The following is a 23809-nucleotide window of genomic DNA, read 5'->3' on the forward strand; positions in this document are numbered from 1 at the left end:
GGGCCGTGCTGTTTTTACGGTTTCCACCTGCTGTAAAAATGCCGTAGGACGGGGACATGAGATGTCTTTTTCTGGGTGATGTGATGGGCCGCGCAGGACGCCGGGCCATTACCGAGAACCTGCCACGTCTGCGTGACGAATGGCGGTTGGATTTTGTCGTGGTCAATGGCGAAAACGCCAGCAACGGCATGGGGTTGAGCGGGGAACATGCGCGCCTGCTTTTGCAGGCCGGTGCCGATTGCGTCACGCTGGGCGATCATGCCTTTGATCAAAAGGACATGTTGCAATTCATCGAAAGCGAACCACGCATCATCCGACCCTTGAATTTTGCCAAAGGCGCGCCGGGCAAAGGATATCGGCTGTTCACGGCACCGGGCGGACGCAAGGTCCTGGTGTTGCAGGTATTGGGTCAGGTGTTCATGAAACGCGCTTTTGACGATCCGTTTTCAGCGGTCGAAAAAGTGCTCAAGGCGCATCCTCGGGGTGGGTTGGCCCAGGCGATCATTGTCGATGTGCATTGCGAAGCCACGTCCGAAAAGATGGCGATGGGGCATTTTTGCAATGGCAAGGCGTCATTGGTGGTTGGTACCCATACACATGTGCCAACCGCTGACGCGCAGATCCTGGGCGGAGGCACCGCCTATTTGACCGATGCCGGGATGTGCGGCGACTATGATTCCGTTATCGGCATGGAGAAAATGGAGCCCATGCGCCGGTTCATCACCGGGATGCCGAAATCACGGTTTACCCCGGCCAATGGCGCGGCAACCCTGTCGGGGATCTTTGTCGAAACCGATGATCGCACGGGAGAGGCCAAGACCGTGCAGATGGTCCGCCAGGGCGGATTGCTGGAACAGGCCAGTCCATGACAAAACGCCGTCAGCTTGTCTGGTACAGCCTCGTTTTGGGAATGCTGGGGGCAGGCTGGGGGATCACGCAGCCATTGACCAAGATCACGGTCAGCACCGGGTATCAACCTTGGGGGTTGATCCTGTGGCAATTGATCATCGGTGCGGTGTTCATGGCGGTGATTTCACTGTTGCGGGGCAAGGGGTTGCCACTGACCCGCGGCACATTGCGGATTTCGCTGGTGATGGCCGTGATCGGAACGCTGGTGCCCAATACCGCGTCTTATACGGCGATCGTGCATTTGCCATCTGGGATCATGTCGATCCTTTTGTCGCTGATCCCGATGATGGCTTTTCCCATTGCGCTGGGCCTGCGGCTGGAGCCGTTTCGCATCACCCGGTTGGCGGGACTTTCCCTGGGGCTGGTCGGGGTGTTGTTCCTGGTGATCCCCGAAGCCAGCCTGCCGGATCGCGCCATGTTGATTTGGATCCCGGTCGCGTTGATTGCTCCGGTTTGCTACGCGTTCGAGGGCAACTATGTGGCCAAGTGGGGCACCGGCGGACTGGACCCGATTCAGGTTCTGTTCGGCGCATCGCTGATTGGGTCGGTTCTGGTGCTGCCGATGGCCATCGGATCGGGCCAATACATTTCACCGTTTCGCTCCTATGGTGCGGCAGAATTTGCGTTGGTGGCCTCGTCCATTATCCATGTGGTGGTCTATGCATCCTATGTGTGGTTGGTGGGCAAGGCGGGGCCGGTGTTCTCCATGCAGGTCAGCTATTTGGTTACCGGGTTTGGCGTGTTCTGGGCGATGGTCCTTTTGGGGGAAAGTTATTCCTCCTATGTCTGGGTCGCCATGGGGCTGATGCTGGCCGGAGTGTTTCTGGTACAGCCGCGCACATCAACTGAACTTGCACCGTCGAACAAAGGCGGTCAGGATAAAACTCAAGAATTTCAGCAGGCGGGTCTATGAATCTGATAGCTTTTTCTGAAACTGGCGGTGCTCTTACCACGCTCGCCGTTGTGGTCATCATGTTCATCCTCTTCATGCGCGAAGCCTATCCGGCCGAAGTTGTGGCGATCGGGGGTGCGGCGACCATGTTGGTTCTGGGCTTGTTGCCCTATGACGAAGCGCTGCATGTCCTGTCCAACCCGGCACCCTGGACGATTGCCGCAATGTTCATCGTCATGGGGGCCCTTGTGCGCACCGGTGCGTTGGAGTGGTTCACGCAACTGGCTGAAAAACAGGCGGATTCCCGACCAGCCGTGGCCATTGGCGCATTGATGATCTTTGTTGTCGTTGCCTCGGCCTTTGTGAACAATACGCCAGTTGTGGTGGTCATGATCCCGGTATTTGTCCAGCTGTCGCGCAAATTGGGCATTTCGGCCAGCAAGATGCTGATCCCGCTCAGCTATGCGGCGATTCTGGGCGGAACGTTGACCTTGATCGGGACCTCGACCAACCTGTTGGTGGATGGGGTTGCCCGGGCGCGGGGATTAGAGCCGTTCACCATTTTCGAAATCACGCCATTGGCGATCATTCTGGTGATATGGGGCGCGATCTATTTACGGTTCGTGGCCCCGCGTCTATTGCCTGAACGCGCCAGCATGGCGTCAATGCTTTCGGATCAGCAGACTTCGAAAAAGTTCTTTACTGAGGCGGTGATACCTCCGGAAAGCAATTTGATCGGGCGCGAAGTGACCAGCGTACAGTTGTTCAAACGTCCCGGTGTTCGACTGATCGATGTGATCCGGGGCGATCTGTCTCTGCGCCGCGATCTCAAGGGTGTTGAACTGCAGGTCGGGGACAGGGTGGTTTTGCGCACCCGGATGACCGAATTGCTGAGCCTACAATCCAACAAGGAACTCAAACGGGTTGATCAGGTATCGGCGGTGGAAACCTCGACTGTCGAGGTTCTGATTACGCCGGGCTGCAAGATGGTCGGGCGCACGCTGGGCGAATTGCGTCTGCGTCGTCGATATGGTGTCTATGTTCTGGCCATGCACCGCAGCAATCAGAACATCGGTCAGCAACTGGATCAGTTGGTGGTGCGCGTGGGCGATACATTGCTGCTCGAAGGGGCTCCGGAAGATATCCAGCGTCTGGCCCAGGACATGCAGATGGTCGATGTGACCAAACCAACGGCGCGCGCCTATCGCCGCAGCCACGCGCCGATCGCGCTCGCCTCGATTGCGGGGATTGTCGCCCTGGCTGCATTGGGTGTGGCACCGATTCTGTTGTTGGCAGTGTTGGCCATGGCCACGGTCTTCCTGACCCGGTGTATCGACTCGGACGAAGCGTTCTCATTTATTGATGGGCGGCTGTTGGCCCTGATTTTTGCCATGCTGGCGGTGGCAACAGCATTGGAAACTTCGGGCGCAATCGACCTGATTGTGCATAAATTCGCCCCCTATCTGAGCGGCCTGCCGCCTTTCCTGATCGTCTGGGGGCTGTATCTGCTCACCTCGCTTTTGTCGGAGCTGATCAACCACGCGGTGGCGGTGGTTCTGACCCCGGTTGCCATTGGTCTGGCAGTGTCGCTGGGGGTGGACCCGCGCCCGTTGGTGGTGGCGGTCATGATCGCAGCCAGCGCAACCTTTGCCACGCCGATCAGCTATCAGACCAATATGATGGTCTATGGGCCGGGCGGTTACAAATTCACGGATTTCATGCGCGTCGGTATCCCGTTGAACCTGTCGGTTGGTCTTCTGGCGTCGGCATTGATTCCGGTGTTCTGGCCACTTTGATCTGAAAAGGACGCATTGCCATGACCAAACGCGATCTTCAGTGGGCCCTGATCATCGCGGGTGTCGTGTTGGTTTTTGGCTGGGCCATTGGATATGGTGTCGGGATAATGACACAGCCCCGGCATGTGGTGACGTCTCAGGCAGAGCAGGGTGAACCCGATTGGGCCAACCCTGATGTTCCCCGAACGGGCGGTGGCAAATACCCCGGCTATCAAGAGTTATACGTCAACGACTACGCCGACTTGCTGGATGCCGCAGCCGAAACGCGGGTGCGGCAAAAGTTGATTGATCTCTACCGTCATACCGATGTGGAGATGACGGTTCTGACGATCCCCGGAATGAGCGATTTTGGTCACGTCGGAGCAATCGAACCCTTTGCCACCGGGCTGTTCAACACCTGGGGCATTGGCGATGCGACGCGCAATGACGGGGTGCTGATCCTGGTATCACGCTTTGATCGCCGGATGCGGATCGAAATCGGCAGCGGGTATAGCGACAACTGGAACGCCACGATGCAGCGGGTGATTGACATCGCGTTCCTGCCTCAGTTCAGGCAGGATGCCTATCAGCAGGGAATAGAAGATGGCGTGGATGCCACGATCTTTGCCATCACGGGTGCCTTGCCAGGACAACAGGACGTTTCGACCGTTCAGCGCGGCTGGAATTGGATCGGGTATAAATTGCGTCAGTTCGGAGAATGGATCTGGGCGTTGCTGGCTGTGCCAGCGGGCGCAGCATTCTGGGGCATTCGCCGCTATTTGCGCAACCGTCCGCGTCCCTGTCGGGAATGTGGCACGATCATGGGGCGGCTGGATGAACAGGCGGATGATCAATTTCTGGATGATGGGCAGCAGACTGAAGAATTCCTGAAATCAGTTGATTACGACGTCTGGAGCTGTGGCCAATGTGGGCACATGGACATCGAACATTACCGCAGCTGGTTCTCGGGCTATGGTGATTGTCCGCGCTGCTCGTACCGTACGATGGCAACCCAGACCACGGTGCTGGTGTCGGCCACCACCTCCAGCACGGGGCGCAAGCGGATCGACTATGATTGCAACCACTGTGAGTACCACAATCAGGTGTTCCGAACGATCCCGCGCAAAACCAAATCCTCTAGCTCGGGCAGCAGTTCCTTTGGCGGTGGCAGCTCATCCGGGGGCGGTGCCAGCGGCAGTTGGTAAGTGGCGTCAAGCGATATGTTGTGACTGCCCGGCGCGACGCCCGGAAAACAGGCAACCGCCCAAAAACGTCCCTTCCAACGCGTTGTACCCGTGATAGCCACCACCGCCGAACCCGGCGGCCTCGCCCACGGCAAACAACCCCGGCACCGGGGTCCCATCAGCGCCAACCATCCGGCTGTCCAGGTCGGTTTGCAACCCGCCCAGCGTTTTGCGTGTCAGGATATGCAGCTTGACTGCGATCAATGGACCATTGTCGCGATCCAGAATGCGGTGGAGTTTGGCCGTGCGGATCAGCTTGTCTCCGCGATAGTTACGGGCGGCATTGATGGCGATGATCTGCGCATCCTTGGCAAAGGGATTGTCAACCTGGGCGTCCCGAGCCTCGATCTGGGACCGCAACCGTGCCTCGTCGACGGGCACTTCGGCGATACGGTTCATGCCTTTGACCAGATCGCTCAGGGTTGTGGCCACGACAAAATCGACTCCGTGTTTCTTGAACGCTTCGACAGGTCCGGGGGCGCTGCCGCGTGACAACAGTCGCGCCTTGAGCACTTGAAACCAGCTGCCCGAAGTCAGATCCGGGTTCTGTTCCGACCCGGACAGGGCAAATTCCTTTTCGATGATCTTCTGGCTCAGCACGAACCAGCTGTAATCTTGACCGGTCTTCAGAATTTCGCGCAGCGTGGAGAGCGTGTCGAATCCCGGCAAACAGGGTGCCTCCAGCCGTTGCCCCAACGAGTCAAACCACATCGACGACGGCCCGGGCAGGATCCGAATCCCGTGATTGGGCCAAATCGGGTCCCAGTTCTGTACCCCTTCGGTGTAATGCCACATGCGGTCTGGGTTGATCACATGGCCACCGGCGGTTTCGGATATTGCGATCATGCGGCCGTCGACGTGAAACGGTACGCCTGACACCATGGTTTTGGGCGCGGTGCCCAGACGGTCAGCGGGCCAGGCTTTGCGCACCAGTTCCAGATTGCCGCCAATCCCACCCGAGGCGACAATGATGGATGGCGCGTAACATTCGAATTCACCGATCTCATGCCGGCTGGTCTTTTGTCCCCGGGGGCTGGCATCTTCAGCCAGGATTTCGCCGGAGACGCCTTTGGCCGCGCCGTTTTGCATGATGATGTAGCTGACCTGATGGCGGTCCCGAAAATGAATGCGCCCGGTGGCCATATGATTGCGCACACGGGCTGCAAAAGGGGCAACAACCCCCGGTCCGGTGCCCCAGGTGACATGAAACCGGGGGACAGAATTCCCATGTCCTTCGGCCGTGTCTCCACCGCGTTCGGCCCAGCCCACAACCGGGAACCAGCGCAGCCCAACGTCATGCAGCCAGCTGCGCATTTCACCAGCCGCAAAGTCCAGATATGCATCGGCCCATGCGCGCGGCCAGGCATCCTCGGGGCGGTCGAACTGTGCGCTGCCCAGCCAGTCGCGCCGCGCCAGATCCGGACAGTCGCGAATACCCATGCGACGTTGTTCCGGGGTATCGATCATGAACAACCCGCCCAGGCTCCAATGGGCCTGACCACCCATGAAATGTGCCGGTTCCTGATCCAGCAAAATGACGGTTTTGCCGCGGTCACCCAATTCGACCGCGGCGGCCAATCCGGCCAATCCCGCGCCAACTATGATGACATCGGCGCTGTTGATTTGACCGTTTTGATGGGGCACGCGCTGCTCCTTTGGCATATCTGCCGGATCAGCCTAGCCGTGTCGCGGCCACTCAGGCAACCTGTGCGGGCGGTTCGTGCCGTTTGGTCACCCGGCGGCATCACCCATAACGCTGGGCAAATCGGCGCAGGATTTCGCCCGGCACCGTCACCTCGGCGGCGTGGCATTGGGTGATCAGTTCATCCGCCTGTTCGGGCGGGAAATAGCCGTGACCGGAATAGATCCGGATGCGCTGTTCAAAATCGGCGGCATCGGCTTCGGGGTGGAACTGGGTGGCATAGACGTTTTCGCCAAACCGCACCATCTGGAACGGGCAGGGGGCCGAGGCCACCAGATGCACACAGCCCGGCGGCAGCGCCTGCACCGCTTCCTTGTGGCCGACAAAGGCTTCGAACGCGACGGGTAACCCCGTTGTGAGCGGATCGTTTTGCGCGTCCTTGGTCAGGGTGCAATCGGATGGGCCGACCGGTTCGCCGTATTGTGCCTTGGACACGTCGCCGCCCAGATGCGCGGCCAGAATGCCCAGACCGTAACAGCAGCCCATGAATGGGTGATCCAATGCGGTGATCTGCGGCATCAGCCCCAGCACGGTCTCTTCGATCCGCGCATCCATCGGGGATTTTTTCGCGGGATCGTCGCTGACACAGCCTGGGCCGCCGCCGACAATCACACCGGCGTAATCGCGCACATCCAGCCCAGCGGGCAACTCTTCGCAATCCAATCGCACCCGGTGACAGCGTTCAGCCGTCAGGCCGGATCGGTTCAGGATAGAGGCAAACTCCGCATCGGCGGCGTCGGTTTCGGGGCGCAATTGCAGGATCAGAAATGGCTTCATGGCCGTTGGTTTAGGCCAACCGGGTATTCATGCACAAGGGTGCGCAGGGCCCCCGCGACATTTCACCGGCGCAGCAGATAGATATCCATGATCCAGCCGTGATCGGCGCGCGCCTGTGCGCGGGTGTCGATGATCGTCTGACAGACCTCGGACAAGGGGCCAGACAGGGTGATCTCTTCGGGCATTCCGGCAAAACCTGACCACCAGATCTGAACGCCGTCCTGATCAAGGGTCTGGAAGGAACAGGTCCCGTCCAGCATCACCACAACGGTATCTGCCCCCTCAGGCCAGCCGTGATCGCGCAATTGACGGCCTGTGGTGATCACAACAGGTCCATTGATTTCGTTCAGCGGGATCGCGTGCCCGGCGGTCAGCGCCTGGATCGACGTGATGCCGGGGATGACCGATATGGTGAACGCGGCCCGGGTCAGCAACCGGTCGGCGATTCGCATGGTGCTGTCATAGAGCGACGGGTCGCCCCAGACCAGAAACCCCACCTTGCCACCGGTATCCGGCAGGTTGGCGGTGATGTTCTGCCACCAGATTTCGGCAATGGCATCATGCCAATCATCGACCCGCCGGCGATAATCGGTGGTGGCCTCGTTTCGGATGGGCAGGTCGAATTCGATGATCTGCGGACCAGCGCCCCGGATCGCCCGGTCACAGATCTGACGCCGCAAACCAGCCAGATCATCCTTGCCCGCGCCCTTGTTGGGGATCAGGATCAGATCCTGCGCGTTCAGCGCGTCCACCGCCTGCAACGTCAGATGCTGGGGGTTGCCGGTGCCGATTCCGATCAGGGTGAGTTCGATCATCTGTCAGAGCCCTTGCCAAAACAATCATGTGCCAAAAACAAACACGGCCCCGTAATGGGGCCGCGTCCGTGTGTGTGCAAGCTGAATTACGCCGCGTTATAGAGGCGCGGCGTCACCAGACCGGATCCATTCAGGCCACGCATGGTCTTGGCCGCGGCCAGCACGGCCAGATCGGCGACGGGTTCAATCAAAACGACCAACATATAGGCCCCACCAAAGGTCAGCACTGATGTCATGGTTTCCGCGCCAAAGCCCTGACCGTAAAAGGCCCAGAAACCAACCCAGGCCACAACGCCGCCCTGATAGGCGGTGCTCAGCGCCAGGGCCTGTGTGTATTTCAGATCAACATAGGCTGTACCGGGCGCGATCATGCGGTTTGCCACGGCTTTCAGCGCGAACAGCGGCACCAACAGGGTGGTGACGTTGATGAAATACTGGGGCAGGTCGGTAGGCGCAAAGAACATGCCCTGCAACAGCAGCGCCATCGCCAGACCCACCGCAGCAGGGGCTGCGCCCAGGATCAGGAACAAGGTCGACCCGAGGATAAAGTGGACCTCGGACACGCCGACGGGGAAATGTGGCAGCACCTGAAAGAAGGTGAAGGCCGCAGCGGTCGCCATGACCGAGCGCACCGCCAGAGATATGGCACCGGATACGCCAAAGGCAGACGCGGCTTCCTTGACCATATAGGTGGCGGCACCGGCTGCAGTTGCGTAGGACAGCGTGATTTTGGCACCGTTTACGATGCCTGGTTCGATATGCATAATGTGTCTCCCTGCCGTCTCACCCGACGGCCGAAAAGTTCAGGACCAGACCGGGACCATCCCGGACCGCTGACGGCAGGTCTCCTGACTCGCGGGTCATAGTTTGCCCCGACCTTCCCGACGCCCTTTGGGGCGATCAGTGGTCTTTGGCGGGGCACACTCTCCGCTCACAGTTGCGGGGGCAGTCACGGATTTGGCGCCTTTTGGCTACACCACACCGTGTTCCCTTTTAATCCCTTGGTCTTGGACCGCTGGGAACCGTCAATGGCCTTTGTTTTCATAAGGAATCGCAGTCTGTCAAGCGTCACTTACGCGTCCGCAACAGCCAAGGCTCCATACAGGATCAAAACCGGCGCCTTGGTATCCAGCTGCGCCAAATGAGCGGGCAGATCACCCAATGTGTGATGCGACAGGGCCTGGTCCGGCGTCGAAACACCGGTGGCCAACAAACAGGCAGTGTCGGCGGACAACCCACGCTCCAGCAGCTGTTCGGCAAGGGCGGCAAAGGTGCGTTTGCCCATATAGACCACGGTTGTTGCTTCGCCATCGGCCAGCGCCGCCCAGTTCAGTTTTTCGGGCAATTCGCCAGTAACATCGTGGCCGGTGACATATTGCAGGCGCCGTGCCGTCAACCGACGGGTCAGCGGGATGCCCGCCGCCGCTGCTGCGGCCGACGCGGCTGTGACACCGGGGATGATTTCGTATTCGATCCCGGCTGCGCGCAGGGCGGTCAACTCTTCTTCGAGCCGTCCGAAAATTCCGCAATCCCCGGATTTCAACCGCACAACCCGCGCGCCGGTGGACGCATAGTCCACCAAAAGCTGGCTGACGTGGTCCTGCTTGGGGGACGGGCGGCCCGCGCGTTTGCCAACGCCGACCAGATCGGCGTCCTCGCGCGCATGGCTCAGGATCGGGCCGGAACTCAGGTCGTCAAACAGAACCGCATCGGCCTGTTGCAGAGATTTGACCGCCTTGACGGTCAACAGGTCGGGATCGCCCGGCCCGGAGGAGACAAAACTGACAAAGCCGCTCATCGTCACGCTTCTCCAGTGATGAGGTGAAAGAAAGTGCCCGTGACATTGCCTTTGATCGACCCGGTTTCTGGCACCGGGTTGCCATCGGCGTCAAATACCTGTGCCAGCGGGGCGTCGGGTTCGTCCAGGATTGTGGAATAGTGGAATTCATGCCCACGCAGGGCGCGACCTGCGTCAAACCCAGGCATTCCTGCACCCAGAACCGCCCGGCGATACCCCAGATGGAACTTGCGTTTTTCATAGGATGTGACCAGGCCCAGCAGACCGGCCATCTGATGGCGCACACCCTGTTTGTCGATCAGCGCCTCGCCCAAGGCCATGTATCCACCGCATTCGCCATGCACCGGTTTGGTCTGCGCATGTTTGCACAGACCAGCACGGAAATTCGCAGCTGCGGCCAAGGTGCCGCCGTGCAATTCGGGGTATCCGCCGGGCAACCAGACCAGATCCGCATCGGTCGCCGGGGCCTCATTGGCCAGCGGTGAAAACGGCAGGATTTCTGCCCCCGCATCACGCCAGCCTTTCAGAAGGTGCGGATAGGTAAAGGAAAACGCCGCATCCCGTGCCAATGCAATGCGCTGGGCAGGGGGCTTTGGCAGACCGTTTGTTGCGGGCTCGACCGGCCCAGCCATGGCGGCGGCCTTGATCGCGTCGAGATCGACGTTGTCCCGCAGGAAAGTGGCGTAGCCTGCAATCGCGGCGTCCAGATCGGGATGTTCAACGGCCTGAATCAGCCCCAGATGCCGCTCGGGCAGGGTCAGATCACCGCGCCGGGGCAGAGATCCCAGAACCTTGATGCCGGCGCGCTCCATTCCCAAACGGGTCAGGCGTTCGTGCCGGGGGCTGGCGACGCGGTTCAGGATCACCCCTGCAAAGGGCAATTCCGGGTCGTAATTTTTGAAACCCAACGCTGTAGCGGCGGCCGATTGGGCCTGTCCGCCGACATCGACCACCAGAATAACGGGCCACCCCATGCGCTTGGCGGTTTCCGCACTGGTGCCGAACGCAGTCTGGCCCCGCGTGGCGACCCCGTCATACAGACCCATGGACCCTTCGCCGATGCAGATTTCTGCGCCCTCAGCTTGCGCCGAAATTGCGTTCAACAGGTCCGGTGCCATCGCCCAGGTATCCAGATTGAACGACGCCCGTCCGGCGGCAGCCAGATGAAACGCCGGGTCGATATAGTCCGGGCCGCTTTTGAACGGTTGAACGGCCAGCCCGTCGTCGGCCAAAGCGCGCAACAGACCCAGCATGACCGTGGTCTTGCCGGTGCCCGATGCAGGCGCTGAAATCATCAGACCTGCTGGCATTATTCTACTCCTTCCGGGAACCGTGGATTGGTGCCGACGGGGCGATAGCGGCGGTCATAATCGCCAGCATACAGGCAACTTTCGTCGAACTCCTCAGCTCCGATGGCGCGGCCGACCAAGATCAGCGCAGTGCGGCCGCGTTCACCATCGGTGGCCTCGATCAACGTGTCCAGTGTCGCCTTGACCACCCGCTGGTCCGGCCAGGTTGCCCGCCAGATCACCGCCACCGGGCAATCGGCACCATAATGGGGGGTCAGCCGGTCGACCACATCGTCCAGCACATGCACCGACAGGTGAATGGCCAACGTGGCACCTGTGCGGGCAAAATTCTCCAGCGTTTCGCCTTCGGGCATCGACGAGGCGCGGCCCGAGGTCCGGGTCAGGATCAGCGATTGTGCAACACCCGGCAGGGTCAGTTCAGCGCCCAAAGTGGCCGCCGCGGCGGCAAAGGCGGGCACACCCGGAGTCACGTCATAGGGAATATCTTCGGCACGCAAGCGGCGCAGCTGTTCGCCCATGGCCGACCAGACCGACAGATCACCAGAATGCAAACGGGCCACATCGTAACCGGCGGCATGGGCGGTTTTGATCTCGGCAACGATCTCGTCCAGCGACATGGACGCGGTGTTCACGATATGCGCGCCCTCGGGGCAATGTTGCAGCAATTCGGTCGGGACCAGCGATCCGGCATACAGACATACGGGGCAGGCGGCGATCAGGTCGCGCCCGCGCAGGGTGATCAGGTCAGCAGCACCCGGTCCGGCGCCGATAAAGTGAACGGTCATCAGGTTCGTCCTTTTACAGTCGCCTGCGCAATCGCCACTGTGGCGTTGCCGTTGGCGGTTATTACGCGGGGGCTTAGCAAACGTACAGTTGCCCCTTTGACGCTGGTCCGTGCGCCTGCTTGTGCAGCGGCTTCGGCCAGCGACCCGGTTCCAAACCGGGCCTTGATCCGGGGGGAACAGGTCAATGTCTGTTCTCCGGCAATTTCATTTTCGTCCAACGCGATCAGGGGCACATCCAGCTCTTTGGCCAGTCGTTGCAGCACGGGTGTCTGTGCCTTGGTTGAGATCGACGCCACCGCATCCGGTGTCTGCCCGGTCAGCGCCAGAACGTCGCGTAGATCAGCAACAGTTGCGCCTGAGCGAAAGCCGAACCCCGCCACCTTCATCGGGTCACGCTCCACTGGATCACCGGGCGGGCCCGGTCCCAGCCATACATACTGCCCAAGGGGGCGGCTTCGGCGATTTCCGCTTTTAACAGATGACCGCCGCGGGTCTTGTGGGCGGTCATCAGCAGCGTCTCGGTTTCCAGCGTCACACCATTGGCAACGATGCGCGTACCTTCGGGTAGGATATTCCAAAGGTGATCCAACAACATCTGCGAGCCACCACCGCCGATAAACACGGTGTTGGGCAGCTCAATTCCGTCCAGCACGGCGGGGGCCTTGCCAATGACCGGTGTCATCCGATGGGCTATTCCGAATTTTTCCGCGTTTGCACGAATATTTGTCAGACGATCTTCGCGTGGTTCGAAAGTGATAGCGCGCGCGCCACGTGCGGCCAGACACCATTCGACCGAAATCGACCCGGACCCGCCGCCGATGTCCCACAACAGTTGACCCGGACACGGGGACAGGGCCGACAGCGTCAGGGCACGGATTGGACGTTTGGTGATTTGGCCATCACTGTGGAACAGATCATCCGCCAACCCCGACGCCTGGGGTAGCCCAGCAGCACCGGCCGCCTGGATCGCCACGGTAACAAGCGTGTCTATCTCTTTGAGATCAAAGGTCTTGGCAGATGTTGTGCGGATGCGCTCCATCGGGCCACCGAGGCGTTCCAGGACACTGACCTGCGAGGCACCGAACCCTTGATCGGTCAACCATGCGGCCAATGAACCTGGGCCTGCGGCATCTCGAAGCGTGCAAATGATCTGAACACCGGGTGCCAAAAGCGGAAGCAACTGCGCAAACGGGGCCGCATGCAGCCCTGTGCATAACACCTCTTCCAGCTTCCAACCCAGCCGGTTGGCGGCCAAGGCAAATGTGGATAACCCGGGAAACGATTGCCATTCCCCATCCGCCAGATGACGTGACAATGACCCGCCCGCCCCATACCAGAATGGGTCACCCGAAGCCAGAACCGCCACTTTGCGGCCTCGTGCAGCCAGAACCGGATCAATCGAAAAGGGAATAGGCCAGGGCTGGCCGCGGTCACCGGCATTCACCAGATCCAGATGGCGCGGACCACCAAAGATGATTTCTGCCGCGTCCAGCGCGGATCGGCTTGCATCCGACAGCCCGCTCAGGCCATCTTCGCCCAAGCCAATAATCGACAACCACGGGTTACTCATGACACGCATCCTTTTGCTTGGCGGCACAACCGAAGCGTCGCGCCTGGCCAGCGTTCTCGCAGAACGCGGTGCGGATGCGGTGTTTTCCTATGCCGGACGCACGGCCAGCCCGGTGGCGCAACCGCTGCCCATGCGGGTTGGCGGATATGGCGGCGTGGGCGGTCTGGTCCAATACCTGAGCCGTGAAAACATCACCCATGTGATCGATGCCACCCATCCCTTTGCCGCACAGATGAGCACCAATGCGGTTGCGGCCTGCGCGCAAGCGGGTGTGAAATTGGCCGCGCTGGAACGTGCACCATGGCAGGCGGCTGAGGGAGATTCGTGGTTGCATGTCAGCGATATGCAAGGCGCAGTTGCTGCATTGCCCGAAGACAAGGTCAACGTTTTTCTGGCCATCGGAAAACAGAACCTCGACGTGTTTGCCGCCAAACCCCAGCACCATTATCTGCTGCGTCTGGTCGACGCGCCAGAGGCGGCGCTTCCTTTGCCTGATACGTCCCTGGTCATTGCCCGCGGTCCGTTTGACGCCGACACTGACACAGCCCTGATGCTGGAACACGCCATCACCCATGTGGTTGCCAAGAATGCCGGTGGCGCGGGGGCCGAGGCCAAGCTGATCGCCGCACGGACTTTGGGCGCGACGATCATCATGATCGACCGCCCCCAGGTGCCGCAGCGCCGGATCCTGCGATCCGTTGATCAGGTTCTGGCCTGGTTGGATCACGCCGCCGACCCCTCCTGATCGGGGGCATACCGGGGAGTATAGACATACCGCCCGACGACCCGTGTGTCGCTGTTGCCGACAATAACCACGGTGCGCATATCCGCCATTTCGGGCGTCGCGTCTTTCAGAGGGACTGTGGTGATGGTCTGCCCCGGTTTGGTCACGTCGCGGGCAAAGCTGATCAGCGTGTCGCCGCCACAAGCTTCGCGCAGGATCTCCAGCGCGCGGGCGAACTGATGCGGGCGCGATTTTGAACGCGGATTGTAAAACGCCATGGCAAACCCGGCCTCGCCAGCTGCGCGCAGGCGGGTTTCGATCAGGGACCAGGGTTTCAGATTGTCGGACAGGTTGATCGCCGCGAAATCATGGCCCAAGGGCGCACCGATCTGGGCCGCCGCTGCCAACATGGCTGTGATGCCGGGCAGGACCTTGATGTCGATGTCCAGCCACTCTGGCTTGCCGTCTTCCAGCGCTTCGAACACGGCCGAAGCCATGGCAAACACGCCGGGATCACCGGAAGAGACCACAACAACCCGTTTGCCTTCGGTCGCCATTTCCAGCGCATGGGCAGCGCGGTCGACTTCGACCCGGTTGTCGCTGGCGTGCAGGGTCAGCCCGTCACGCGGTTCGATACGTTTGACATAAGGGATATAGCCGACGATGTCGGTGGCCTGGGCCAGCGCATCGCGCACTTCCTGGGTGACCAATGCCTCGTCTCCGGGGCCAAGCCCCGCGATAACGACCCAGCCGTTTTCCGAAACACTCATGGTCTGCGCCCCTGTCCATGGACCATCGCGATGGAGAAATAGGGCACAGGGCCGTCCAACTCGGACAGCTTGTGCACTTGTTGCTCGGCCATGGTGCCTTTGACCACAATCCAGGCGTCGTTCAAACGGCCAGCCCGTTCCAGGGCACGACGCAGTTTTGGCAGATTGCGGCCAATTTTCATCACCACCAGCGCGTCGGTTCCAGCGGCACGTTCGGTCAGCTCGTCTTCGGAGAGCGTCGCCATTGCCACGGTCAGCACATCGTCGCCCCAGGTGATCGGGTGGCCGGTGGCGGTCCAGCAGCCGGACATACCGGTTATGCCGGGGATCACGTCGACCTGTGTCCGGTCGCGCAGGCGGGTATAGAGATGCATGAACGACCCATAAAGGAACGGGTCACCTTCGCACAGGACCACGACGTCTTCGGATTGAGACAATTCGGCCAGACGGTCGGCCCAATCGTCATAAAACGCCGAAAGCTGTCGGTTGTATTCGGGATCGGAGAAATGGATTTCCGTGGTGACCGGGTATTCCATCGCATGTTCCACGGCCGTATCGGGCATCAACCCGTTGACGATGGTGCGGGCCTGGCCCACGTGGCCAGCCTTGCGGAAATAGGCCACATGACGCGCCGATTGGATCGCGCGGTATGATCGGACGCTCATCAATTCGGGATCGCCGGGACCCAGCCCGGCACAGATCACTTTACCCATGTCACTCTTTCCAGCTGGCCAGCGCGTTGATCGCGGCCACGGTGATGGCCGATCCACCCAAGCGACCTTTGACGATCATCGACGGCACCGGCGGATCTTGCATCAATGCGTCCTTGGATTCCATGGCGCCGACAAACCCCACGGGGCAGCCGATGATGGCGGCAGGGCGGGGGCAATTCGGATCCTGCAGGATGTTCAGCAGGTGAAACAGCGCCGTGGGGGCGTTGCCAATGGCAACCAGCGCGCCTTCCAGCTTGGGCCGCCACAATTCCACGGCAGCCGCAGAGCGGGTGTTGCCCATCTCCTTGGCCATCTCGGGCACTTTGGGGTCGCGCAGAGTGCAGATCACTTCGTTGTCGGCGGGCATGCGCGGACGGGTGACGCCTTCGGACACCATATAGGCGTCGCACAGGATCGGTGCGCCATTGGCCAATGCGGCGCGGGCGATTTCGGCCATGCCGGGGGTGAAGCGCACGTGTTCTTCCAGCCCCACCATACCGGCGGCATGGATCATGCGGACAACAACGGATTCCTCGTCCTTGTTAAAACGGGCCAGATCGGCTTCGGAGCGGATGGTGGCAAAGCTCTCTTTATAGATCTTGGCGCCATCGGTTTCATAGGTGTGGAGCATCTCAGGTCCCCTGGGTCAGAATGTCGGGTGCGCGGCGCAGGGCGTCGGCGGTCAAATCGGTGTGGGCGGGTCGATCCGCGGCGGTGCCACCCCGGATCAGGTCAAAAGTATCAGGGCCGGTCGCGGTCAGCGTCAGCGGGGCCGGGCCGGGATGCGCGCATCCTTTGGCGCAGCCGGACACGTGCAGGGTTTGGTTGGCGGGCAATGTGGGAGCCAGATCCAACGCCAGCTGACGGGTGACGCCAAGCGCCTGCGGGCACCCGGGCGCGCCTGTGCAAGCGGTCACTCGCAGGCGCGGGTCAGCGGCGTCAAAGATGACACCGTCGCAGGGGGCACAGGTGGCAAGCCCTTCGAGCAGCAGCATCCGCCAGGGTGTGAGCCGGATCGGGGATTGCTCTGCAAGGGCGGCAAAGCTGTCGGCCTCGATCTGACCAAACGCCAATGCCGCGAGCGTGCCCGAGGGGCAACGGCCAGGCAGGGGCTGAGTTTGTTGGGGGCGCGTCGCGCCGGTGGTATGGCCCTGCGGTAGTGTGGCGCCGTTTGCGATCAGCGTCTTCATCCGTCCGCGACCCGAGGGCGCGCCACCAGACGTCAAAAACCAGCGGGCCAGATCCAAGGCCGCGTCAGCAGCGGTTTCTACTGTGACCAAAAGCCCGGTTTCGGCCCCGTCAGCACGCAGGGTCAACCCGTCAGACGTGCGTTCAATGCGAATGTCGGCGGCCACATTTTGCAACACCGGGGTTGGGCCACAATCCACCGCGAAACCAAATTTTCCGGGCAGTTTCAAATCGGTGGCAGCCGTCAGTGCCGTGCTGAGTGCCGTGGCGATCCGGTGCGTGTCATCCCCGTCGCGCCAGAATGGGGTCAGCAGCACGTTACGGCGGGCTTCGGCTTCGGCGTCGTCGTCCACCAGCCCCAGTTTGCGCAGACCGGCGATCAATTCAGGATGAGACTCCTGACGAATGCCGCGCATCTGAAGGTTGGCGCGGGCGGAAAGGTCCAGCAACCCATTGCCAAAGCGGCGCGACAGATCGGCAATGCCGATGCCCTGTTCGCGGGTCAGACGTCCCAGAGGCGCGCGGACGCGTACCACCAGACCGTCGCCCGACATCATCGGACGCAGGGCACCGGGGCACCAGCCGTAAACCTTGGGGCTGTGGGCGGAGGCTGCGCTCATGCTGCGCCCTCCAGTTCGGCCATGATCGAATTGCGACGTGTGATCCACAGGCCCGCGTCATGCAGAGCCCGGAACCGGTCACGCATGGCCTGGAGCGCCTGTGGGTTTTCACGTTCCATGAAATCGACCAGATCGTCGCGCCCCAGAGTGGCTTCGAAATAGAGATCGAACAGATGCGGCTGTACCACCTGCGCCAGATGGGCAAAGGCCGCCATATGGTCCAAGGTTGCAGAAATTTCGGCTGCGCCCCGGAACCCGTGTTCCATCATCGCGGTCGCCCAATCGGGGTTGGCGGCGCGGGCGCGGGTGACGCGGGCAATTTCTTCGCCCAAAGATCGCGCCTGTGGCTGATCGGGGCGGGTGGCGTCCATGTGATAGAGCGCCGGGGCTTTGTGGCCCACCCGGGCCATGGCGGCGGCAAATCCGGCCTCATGCGCGGCATAGTCCGAGGCCATCAACAGGTCGGTTTCCGGCAGATCCTGCAGGTGGACAAAGCTGTCGGCACCCTTCAGCCGGTTTTCGAGAGCGGCGCGGGCGTTGGTGATGTCGCCTTTGGCGTCGATGGCGTGGGACGAGGCGTTGAGCCAGGCCTCGCCTGCGGCTTCGCGGGCCTCGTGGGTATAATCGTCCAGGGACGCGGTCATGTTCAGGCCGTATTGCCCGGGGCGGGGGCCAAAGACGCGGGGTGTCTCGGTCAGATAAGGGTTGTCGTCGGCGCTTTCGTCACGGGTGTGCAACACTGCGGCGGCGGATTCGAACATCTGCGCCAGCCCGGGGAACACATCGCGGAAGAGCCCCGACACGCGCAAAGTCACGTCGATCCGGGGACGGTTCAGGAGCGCCAGCGGGATCACTTCGAATCCGGACACACGTTCCGAATTCTCGTCCCATTTCGGTGCCAGTCCCGCCAGATGCAAGGCCATGGCAAATTCTTCACCGGCGGTGCGCATGGTGGCTGACCCCCACAGGTCGATGACCAACCCTTTGGGCCAGTCGCCATGGTCCTGAAGGTGGCGGCGCAATAACTCTTCGGCCAGTTTCACGCCCTGCGCCTGCGCCGCCCGCGACGGGACCGCGCGTGGGTCGGTGGTAAACAGGTTGCGCCCGGTCGGCAATACATCCGAGCGCCCGCGAAATGGAGAACCGGAGGGGCCGGGGGCGACCAGACGACCGGCCAACGCATCGCGCAGGCCCTGGCGTTCACTGTCACCGCAGTCACCGGTGCCAAAGATGTGCAGACCTTCGCCGTATTGGCTTTCTTTGATGTCACAGACAAAGCGGTCGATGCGTGTGATCGCTTCGGCAGGCGAGCTGTCAGGCGTCAGTCCCAGATCGGCTTCGACCCCGGTGCCCTGGGCTTCGGCGCGGATGTCAGAAATCAACCGGTCACGCCGGGCCGGGTCCAGACCGTCGGCGGTGGAGTATTCATCCAGCAGGCTTTCCAGTCGTCCCATGCCTTCGGGCAGGGCGGTCTGTGCCAGCGGCGGCGGCAGATGCCCGATGGTCACGCCGCCGATACGGCGTTTGGCCTGGGCGGCCTCACCGGGGTCATTGACGATGAACGGATAGGTGACGGGCAGGGCACCCGTCAGTGCCTCGGGCCAGCAGTCGCTGCCAAGCGCCACGGATTTGCCAGGGAGCCATTCCAGTGTTCCATGCGCGCCAATATGGACCAGCGCATCGATTTGGCCCCGCAACCACAGATAAAACGCGACATAGGCGTGGCGTGGCGTGCGTTCGAGATCGTGGTAATCATCGCTGCGTGTCTGAACATCGCCGCGTTCAGGTTGCAGCGCGATCAGCGCCTGACCGGCGCGCAGCGCCTTGAACACGAACTGACCGTCGATACAATCGGGATCACTGTCCGGTGCGCCCCAGGCCGCCTCCAGATCGTCGCGCAGCGTTGTAGGCAGGGCGTCGCGCGCGGCGAGGTAGTCCTTTACTGGCCAGCTCAACGTGTCGCGCATCAGCGCCTGACCCAGATCTGAGGGCGCAGCGACCGCATAGCTATGTGTGGCCAGATCCGTCAGAATTTCGGTGCAGGAGGCCAGCGCGTCCATTCCCACGGCATGAGCCAACTGGTGTGCCTTACCGGGATAGGTGGACAGGATGATGCCGAGGCGTTTGTCCGCGTTGGACAGGGTGGCCAGTTTGCGCCAGCCATCAACACGATCCACCACGGCGCGAATGCGATCGGCATCGGCGCGGTGGGCAAAGCGCGAGTATTGCAGATCGAGGTCCTGGCGTCCGGGGGCCTTGAAGCTGGCAACCCCGGCAAAGATCCGACCGTCGACTTCGGGCAGCACCACATGCATCGCCAGATCGGCAGGGGACAATCCGCGTTCGGCTTCGGCCCAATCCTTGCGCCGGGCGGTTGACAGGGCGACCTGAAACACAGGGCAGCCGACAACCGACAAGGGGGACCCAGATCCATCCGCCGCTTGGGCTGAAAAGGCTGTGGCGTTGATGATCGCAACCGGGTCCAGCGTGGGCAATGTCTCGCGCAACCATCCCGCAGCAGCAGGGGCTTTGAGCGAGGCGGCAAAGACGCCAAAGGCGGCATAGCCACGGTTGCGGAACTCGGCGATCAACGCATCCACCGGTTCGGTATCGGCAGAAGTTAGATAGGAGCGGTAAAAACTGACCAGAACCAACGGTTTGCCGTCCGGATCAACGTCCGGCACGACGCCCCGATCCGGATCATAAAACCCGAACTGCGGCATGGATTTGAGCCCCAGTACCGGCCCGGCATAGAGACCAGCAGCCAGCGCCAACTGGGCCAGCGCCGCCTGTGCTGCCACAGCGCCACCTGCATCGCACAACGCCTGCAATCGGCGTAATGTGGAAACGGGCAGGGTGGACAGTTCGTCCAGGCGTGCATCTTCGCGCCCGTCCGCAGGCAGGATGGCCAGGGCAATGCCCTTGCGCCGTGCCAAATCCTGAAGCGTGGCCAGACCATAGGACCAATAGCTTTCGCCGCCGATCAGACGCACCAGAATGCCCTTGGCCCCCTCCAGCGTCTGTTCGGCATAAACATCCACCGACAGCGGATGTTTCAGTGCTACCAGGTTGGCCAATCGGCACGTGGGCAGTTTGCCATTCGCGCGATGCCAGCCCGCCGCAAAAGCACCCAGGTCACTGTCCGAGAACGACAACACCACCAGGTCCGCAGGGTTTTGCCCCAGATCCTGTGGGGTGTCGGTCTGGTCCAACCCATGGCTTTCGCGAAAGACGACATGCATCGTGCGTCAGGCTCCCAATTCGGCGCGGATCGCCGTTTCGTTGATGTCGTCATGCTCGGCGATCACAACCAATTGGGTCTTGCGGGGCTGACTGCCCCAGGGCTGATCGAACTGGGCCCGAACCCGTTCGCCAACGGCCTGAACCAGCATGCGCATCGGCTTGCCGGTAACAGCGACGTACCCTTTGACCCGCAGGATGTTGCGTTCGCGCGCAAGACGGATGATTGCATCCTGCAACACTTGGGGGTCATCTACTTCGCCCATTTCGACCACTATGGATTCGAAATCGTCATGTTCGTGGTCATGATGGCCATCATGATGGCTGGGGCGGGCGTCCAAATCGTCTTCGGCGGCGGCGTTCAGACCCAGAATCACACGCGGGTCAATCACGCCTTCGCTCATTGGCAGCACCGGCAGCTTGCGCGGGGTTTCCGCATCAATCACGGCGCGTGCCTTGGCAATACCCTCTTCGCCAGCCAGATCCGCCTTGGAGAGCAGTACGATGTCAGCGCAGGAAATCTGATCCTCGAACACCTCGGACAGGGGCGTTTCGTGATCCAGCGACTCATCAGCTTCGCGCTGGGCCTGAACCGCGTCCAAATCCGGAGCGAACTGGCCTTTGGCGACAGCTTCGGCATCGGCCAGAGCAATCACCCCGTCCACGGTGATGCGCGATCGGATCGCGGGCCAATCAAACGCCTTGAGCAACGGTTTGGGCAGAGCCAGACCGGATGTTTCGATCAAGATATGTTCAGGCTGCTCCGGCAGGGCCATCAGCTGTTCGATGGTGGGAATGAAATCATCGGCGACGGTGCAACAAATACAGCCGTTGGCCAGTTCGACAATGCTGTTTTCCGGGCAGTTCTCATCGGCGCAGGATTTCAGGATGTCACCATCCACACCGGCGGTGCCAAATTCATTGACCAGCACGGCCAGACGCTTGCCCTGAGGGTTTTGCATCAGATGCCGGATCAGCGTGGTTTTGCCAGCGCCAAGAAAACCGGTGATGACGGTGACGGGGATCTTGTTGAGGTCGGACATGACTTACTCCTCTGTCGGCATTTCAGCCGGGGGGATACGTGCGATGGATTGTTTGCGAAAGACAACGGGGCGTTCGCGCCAGGGCACCAGCCCGTTGTCGGTATTGGAATAGGCGGTGACGCCGGCAATGATGTCTTCGGCGTGTTGCGCCGGGTCCATATCGCCGTACACATAGGACCAGCGCGCCGGCCCTCCGGTCAGCGCCATGGAACAGCCCCGGGTACAGGCCGACAGGCATTCCACCGGGCGCAAGCGGATATTGTCCGGCAGGTCGAAGGCCTGCAAGGCTTCGTACATTTCGGTGCCCGGGCGTTTGGCTTCCGGGTCGCTCATCTCTCCACGACGGCAGGTCGTGCAGATCGTCAGTGTTACCTGGCCCTTTTCAGCCATCATGGCAGACCTCTTTCGCGCGTTTCGACGACAAGGGAGAGATGGCCAGCAAGGGCGCCATGAGCGGCATGCCCAACAGCCGGACGCGAAACACCCCGTTCGCCCGTTACAGTTCCAGCGCTGGCAGGTCTCCCGGCTTGCGGATTTCGAGAAACCCACGTGGGGCTCTCTGCGGCTGGCCTGCCTTCCCAACCTTGCGGTCAGTGGCCAGGCAACCTCTCCGGTCACGGTCGCGGGGGCGGCTGCGCTTCGGCTTTGGACATTTACATGTCGCGCAGCCTATCGCATTCCCTCTTCGCCTGTCCTAGAACAGGCACCAGCCTTGCCCCCTTGCGGCAAAGGCCTGCCCCTTGTCAAGAGAAGGATGTCCCCCGTGACCGACACGCCAGAAACACCAAGTGATGACGATGCCCGCCACGCGGCGAAAATGGCCAAGAAAAAAGCCGCCCGCGACAGGATGATGGCCACCAAAGACGGTGAAAAAGGGCTGATCATCGTGCATACCGGCCCGGGCAAGGGCAAATCCAGCTCTGGATTTGGCATGATCATGCGCTGCATCGCCCATGAAATGCCCTCGGCTGTGGTGCAATTCATCAAAGGTGGTTGGCAGACCGGGGAGCGCACCCTGATCGAAACGCATTTTTCCGATCTGTGCCAATTCTATGCCATGGGCGAAGGGTTCACTTGGGAAACCCAAGACAAGTCCCGCGATATTGCCGCCGCGCAACGGGGCTGGGAAAAAGCCAAGGAAATGATTCGTAACCCCGAGATACAGATGGTGTTGCTGGACGAAATCAATATCGCGCTGCGCTATGAGTATCTGGATATCAACGAAGTGGTGGAATTTCTGGCCACTGAAAAGCCCGAGATGACCCATGTGGTGTTGACCGGTCGCAATGCCAAGGAAGAGCTGATCCAAATCGCGGATCTGGTCACTGAAATGGCGCTGGTCAAACATCCCTTCCGGGCGGGTGTGAAGGCGCAAAAGGGCGTGGAATTCTGATCTTTGGGTGAGGTCTGATCGGCGGTTCCTTCGGCGCGTCGATCTGGGCAGATCGCGCCGTCGTTTCCTTGACGCTCAGTGTCAGGGCCGACAGGCGGGTGATGTTTCCCACTGAACTGCTCTGCCATAGCTTTGGCAAAGCAGAGGGTTTGTGCCGCTCCCGGTGTGTGGGCCACCGGACTGAAAGTTCTCGGGGGGGGCAGTCTCAGGGCGCTTGTTGCATGTCTGAGCCATTCATCAACGCGGTCGGCGGGGTGTTTCCGATTGCGCTGTGGGGGCGACCTTCGCTGTCGTCGCTACACCACTCCTGGGTTTTGAACCTGCATCGTCCAGGCTCGGGACCCGGTGTGTGCTCAGGTCTTTCGCTCGGAACTTTCTGGTAAACCCTGCGATTGCGGCATTCGTCAGGGTCACACGGACAATGGCGTGACGTGGCTCATTCCAAGGGCAGATCAGCGACCCGGTGTGTCACCCTGGTGATCGCCTCATCCGACATCTTCAAGTGTTTTATCTCGGGCGGCATCTGGTCGGAATATTTTTT

22 protein-coding genes and 2 riboswitches are annotated in these 23809 nt (G+C 61.1%); of the genes, 6 read left to right on the plus strand and 16 right to left on the minus strand.

What is annotated here, in order from left to right; all coding sequences use genetic code 11:
- Positions 1 to 56 precede the first annotated feature (56 nt).
- Genes QEZ52_RS06920 through QEZ52_RS06935 form a run of 4 tightly spaced genes read left to right on the plus strand, consistent with a single transcriptional unit; the run spans position 57 to position 4781 of the window.
- Entirely contained in the window at positions 57 to 869 is an 813-nt protein-coding gene (locus tag QEZ52_RS06920; protein ID WP_406648856.1) for a TIGR00282 family metallophosphoesterase, read from the plus strand.
- Positions 866 to 1822 (plus strand): DMT family transporter, encoded by a 957-nt coding sequence (locus QEZ52_RS06925; protein WP_406648857.1) that lies wholly within the window; start codon positions 866 to 868, stop codon positions 1820 to 1822. Before QEZ52_RS06920 ends, QEZ52_RS06925 begins: the two co-directional genes overlap by 4 nt.
- On the plus strand, positions 1819 to 3597 hold the full coding sequence (locus QEZ52_RS06930; protein WP_406648859.1) for an SLC13 family permease: 1779 nt from the start codon (positions 1819 to 1821) through the stop codon (positions 3595 to 3597). Before QEZ52_RS06925 ends, QEZ52_RS06930 begins: the two co-directional genes overlap by 4 nt.
- Before the next feature lie 20 nt (positions 3598 to 3617).
- A complete protein-coding gene (locus QEZ52_RS06935) occupies positions 3618 to 4781 on the plus strand; it encodes a TPM domain-containing protein (RefSeq protein ID WP_406648860.1) in 1164 nt (387 codons plus the stop codon).
- Positions 4782 to 4787: 6 nt separating this feature from the next.
- Here QEZ52_RS06935 and QEZ52_RS06940 read toward each other — a convergent pair whose 3' ends face one another.
- From QEZ52_RS06940 to cbiE, 9 genes are all read right to left on the minus strand, one after another.
- A complete protein-coding gene (locus QEZ52_RS06940; RefSeq protein ID WP_406648861.1) occupies positions 4788 to 6464 on the minus strand; it encodes an FAD-binding dehydrogenase in 1677 nt (558 codons plus the stop codon).
- A gap of 100 nt (positions 6465 to 6564) precedes the next feature.
- On the minus strand, positions 6565 to 7299 hold the full coding sequence (locus QEZ52_RS06945) for a glutamine amidotransferase (RefSeq protein WP_406648862.1): 735 nt from the start codon (positions 7297 to 7299) through the stop codon (positions 6565 to 6567).
- 62 nt (positions 7300 to 7361) lie between these two features.
- On the minus strand, positions 7362 to 8114 hold the full coding sequence (gene cobF, locus QEZ52_RS06950) for a precorrin-6A synthase (deacetylating) (RefSeq protein WP_406648863.1): 753 nt from the start codon (positions 8112 to 8114) through the stop codon (positions 7362 to 7364).
- Between the two features lie 86 nt (positions 8115 to 8200).
- Positions 8201 to 8878 (minus strand): energy-coupling factor ABC transporter permease, encoded by a 678-nt coding sequence (locus QEZ52_RS06955; protein WP_406648864.1) that lies wholly within the window; start codon positions 8876 to 8878, stop codon positions 8201 to 8203.
- Between the two features lie 56 nt (positions 8879 to 8934).
- Positions 8935 to 9156: riboswitch (cobalamin riboswitch) on the minus strand.
- 30 nt (positions 9157 to 9186) lie between these two features.
- Positions 9187 to 9912, minus strand: coding sequence for a uroporphyrinogen-III C-methyltransferase (cobA, locus tag QEZ52_RS06960; RefSeq protein WP_406648865.1), 726 nt, complete (start codon positions 9910 to 9912; stop codon positions 9187 to 9189).
- 2 nt (positions 9913 to 9914) lie between these two features.
- On the minus strand, positions 9915 to 11222 hold the full coding sequence (locus tag QEZ52_RS06965; protein WP_406648866.1) for a cobyrinate a,c-diamide synthase: 1308 nt from the start codon (positions 11220 to 11222) through the stop codon (positions 9915 to 9917).
- Positions 11222 to 12007, minus strand: a complete 786-nt coding sequence (gene cobM / locus QEZ52_RS06970) for a precorrin-4 C(11)-methyltransferase (protein WP_406648867.1) — start codon at positions 12005 to 12007, stop codon at positions 11222 to 11224. The genes QEZ52_RS06965 and cobM overlap by 1 nt, the downstream gene beginning before the upstream one ends.
- Positions 12007 to 12393 (minus strand): cobalamin biosynthesis protein, encoded by a 387-nt coding sequence (locus QEZ52_RS06975; protein WP_406650370.1) that lies wholly within the window; start codon positions 12391 to 12393, stop codon positions 12007 to 12009. Before QEZ52_RS06975 ends, cobM begins: the two co-directional genes overlap by 1 nt.
- Positions 12390 to 13577 carry a precorrin-6y C5,15-methyltransferase (decarboxylating) subunit CbiE gene (gene cbiE / locus QEZ52_RS06980; RefSeq protein WP_406648868.1) on the minus strand — a complete coding sequence of 396 codons (1188 nt, stop codon included), beginning with the start codon at positions 13575 to 13577 and terminating at the stop codon, positions 12390 to 12392. The genes QEZ52_RS06975 and cbiE overlap by 4 nt, the downstream gene beginning before the upstream one ends.
- On the opposite strand from cbiE, the gene QEZ52_RS06985 reads away from it, so the two are divergent.
- Complete coding sequence (locus QEZ52_RS06985; RefSeq protein WP_406648869.1) at positions 13576 to 14322, plus strand: cobalt-precorrin-6A reductase; 747 nt, start codon at positions 13576 to 13578, stop codon at positions 14320 to 14322. The two genes, cbiE and QEZ52_RS06985, sit on opposite strands and share 2 nt — an antisense overlap.
- Here QEZ52_RS06985 and cobJ read toward each other — a convergent pair.
- Genes cobJ through QEZ52_RS07020 form a run of 7 tightly spaced genes read right to left on the minus strand, consistent with a single transcriptional unit; the run spans position 14301 to position 22268 of the window.
- On the minus strand, positions 14301 to 15071 hold the full coding sequence (cobJ, locus tag QEZ52_RS06990; RefSeq protein ID WP_406648870.1) for a precorrin-3B C(17)-methyltransferase: 771 nt from the start codon (positions 15069 to 15071) through the stop codon (positions 14301 to 14303). The genes QEZ52_RS06985 and cobJ overlap by 22 nt on opposite strands.
- Positions 15068 to 15784, minus strand: a complete 717-nt coding sequence (gene cobI, locus QEZ52_RS06995) for a precorrin-2 C(20)-methyltransferase (RefSeq protein ID WP_406648871.1) — start codon at positions 15782 to 15784, stop codon at positions 15068 to 15070. Before cobI ends, cobJ begins: the two co-directional genes overlap by 4 nt.
- A gap of 1 nt (position 15785) precedes the next feature.
- Positions 15786 to 16415, minus strand: a complete 630-nt coding sequence (locus QEZ52_RS07000; protein WP_406648872.1) for a precorrin-8X methylmutase — start codon at positions 16413 to 16415, stop codon at positions 15786 to 15788.
- 1 nt (position 16416) lies between these two features.
- Positions 16417 to 17592: a precorrin-3B synthase gene (gene cobG / locus QEZ52_RS07005; protein ID WP_406648873.1), complete on the minus strand. Its 1176-nt coding sequence runs from the start codon at positions 17590 to 17592 to the stop codon at positions 16417 to 16419.
- Positions 17589 to 20834: a cobaltochelatase subunit CobN gene (gene cobN, locus QEZ52_RS07010; RefSeq protein ID WP_406648874.1), complete on the minus strand. Its 3246-nt coding sequence runs from the start codon at positions 20832 to 20834 to the stop codon at positions 17589 to 17591. The genes cobG and cobN overlap by 4 nt, the downstream gene beginning before the upstream one ends.
- Before the next feature lie 6 nt (positions 20835 to 20840).
- Entirely contained in the window at positions 20841 to 21875 is a 1035-nt protein-coding gene (gene cobW / locus QEZ52_RS07015) for a cobalamin biosynthesis protein CobW (RefSeq protein ID WP_406648875.1), read from the minus strand.
- A 3-nt stretch (positions 21876 to 21878) separates the two neighbouring features.
- Positions 21879 to 22268: a DUF1636 family protein gene (locus QEZ52_RS07020; RefSeq protein WP_406648876.1), complete on the minus strand. Its 390-nt coding sequence runs from the start codon at positions 22266 to 22268 to the stop codon at positions 21879 to 21881.
- Between the two features lie 101 nt (positions 22269 to 22369).
- A riboswitch (cobalamin riboswitch) is annotated at positions 22370 to 22601 on the minus strand.
- 28 nt (positions 22602 to 22629) lie between these two features.
- On the opposite strand from QEZ52_RS07020, the gene cobO reads away from it, so the two are divergent.
- Positions 22630 to 23268 carry a cob(I)yrinic acid a,c-diamide adenosyltransferase gene (gene cobO / locus QEZ52_RS07025; RefSeq protein ID WP_406648877.1) on the plus strand — a complete coding sequence of 213 codons (639 nt, stop codon included), beginning with the start codon at positions 22630 to 22632 and terminating at the stop codon, positions 23266 to 23268.
- Positions 23269 to 23809: the final 541 nt, after the last annotated feature.

It is taken from the genome of Aliisedimentitalea scapharcae (assembly GCF_045277565.1).
Classification (GTDB): Bacteria; Pseudomonadota; Alphaproteobacteria; order Rhodobacterales; family Rhodobacteraceae; genus Aliisedimentitalea; species Aliisedimentitalea scapharcae.

Coding starts and splice junctions, on each gene's coding strand:
- QEZ52_RS06955 (WP_406648864.1), bottom strand. CDS start 8,878: ATGCATATCGAACCAGGCATCGTAAACGGTGCCAAAATCACGCTGTCC.
- QEZ52_RS06925 (WP_406648857.1), top strand. CDS start 866: ATGACAAAACGCCGTCAGCTTGTCTGGTACAGCCTCGTTTTGGGAATG.
- QEZ52_RS06985 (WP_406648869.1), top strand. CDS start 13,576: ATGACACGCATCCTTTTGCTTGGCGGCACAACCGAAGCGTCGCGCCTG.
- QEZ52_RS06930 (WP_406648859.1), top strand. CDS start 1,819: ATGAATCTGATAGCTTTTTCTGAAACTGGCGGTGCTCTTACCACGCTC.
- cbiE (WP_406648868.1), bottom strand. CDS start 13,577: ATGAGTAACCCGTGGTTGTCGATTATTGGCTTGGGCGAAGATGGCCTG.
- cobO (WP_406648877.1), top strand. CDS start 22,630: ATGTCCCCCGTGACCGACACGCCAGAAACACCAAGTGATGACGATGCC.
- cobG (WP_406648873.1), bottom strand. CDS start 17,592: ATGAGCGCAGCCTCCGCCCACAGCCCCAAGGTTTACGGCTGGTGCCCC.
- cobJ (WP_406648870.1), bottom strand. CDS start 15,071: ATGAGTGTTTCGGAAAACGGCTGGGTCGTTATCGCGGGGCTTGGCCCC.
- QEZ52_RS06975 (WP_406650370.1), bottom strand. CDS start 12,393: ATGAAGGTGGCGGGGTTCGGCTTTCGCTCAGGCGCAACTGTTGCTGAT.
- cobM (WP_406648867.1), bottom strand. CDS start 12,007: ATGACCGTTCACTTTATCGGCGCCGGACCGGGTGCTGCTGACCTGATC.
- QEZ52_RS06965 (WP_406648866.1), bottom strand. CDS start 11,222: ATGCCAGCAGGTCTGATGATTTCAGCGCCTGCATCGGGCACCGGCAAG.
- QEZ52_RS07000 (WP_406648872.1), bottom strand. CDS start 16,415: ATGCTCCACACCTATGAAACCGATGGCGCCAAGATCTATAAAGAGAGC.
- QEZ52_RS06945 (WP_406648862.1), bottom strand. CDS start 7,299: ATGAAGCCATTTCTGATCCTGCAATTGCGCCCCGAAACCGACGCCGCC.
- QEZ52_RS07020 (WP_406648876.1), bottom strand. CDS start 22,268: ATGATGGCTGAAAAGGGCCAGGTAACACTGACGATCTGCACGACCTGC.
- cobI (WP_406648871.1), bottom strand. CDS start 15,784: ATGGGTAAAGTGATCTGTGCCGGGCTGGGTCCCGGCGATCCCGAATTG.
- cobW (WP_406648875.1), bottom strand. CDS start 21,875: ATGTCCGACCTCAACAAGATCCCCGTCACCGTCATCACCGGTTTTCTT.
- QEZ52_RS06935 (WP_406648860.1), top strand. CDS start 3,618: ATGACCAAACGCGATCTTCAGTGGGCCCTGATCATCGCGGGTGTCGTG.
- QEZ52_RS06920 (WP_406648856.1), top strand. CDS start 57: ATGAGATGTCTTTTTCTGGGTGATGTGATGGGCCGCGCAGGACGCCGG.
- cobF (WP_406648863.1), bottom strand. CDS start 8,114: ATGATCGAACTCACCCTGATCGGAATCGGCACCGGCAACCCCCAGCAT.
- cobN (WP_406648874.1), bottom strand. CDS start 20,834: ATGCATGTCGTCTTTCGCGAAAGCCATGGGTTGGACCAGACCGACACC.
- cobA (WP_406648865.1), bottom strand. CDS start 9,912: ATGAGCGGCTTTGTCAGTTTTGTCTCCTCCGGGCCGGGCGATCCCGAC.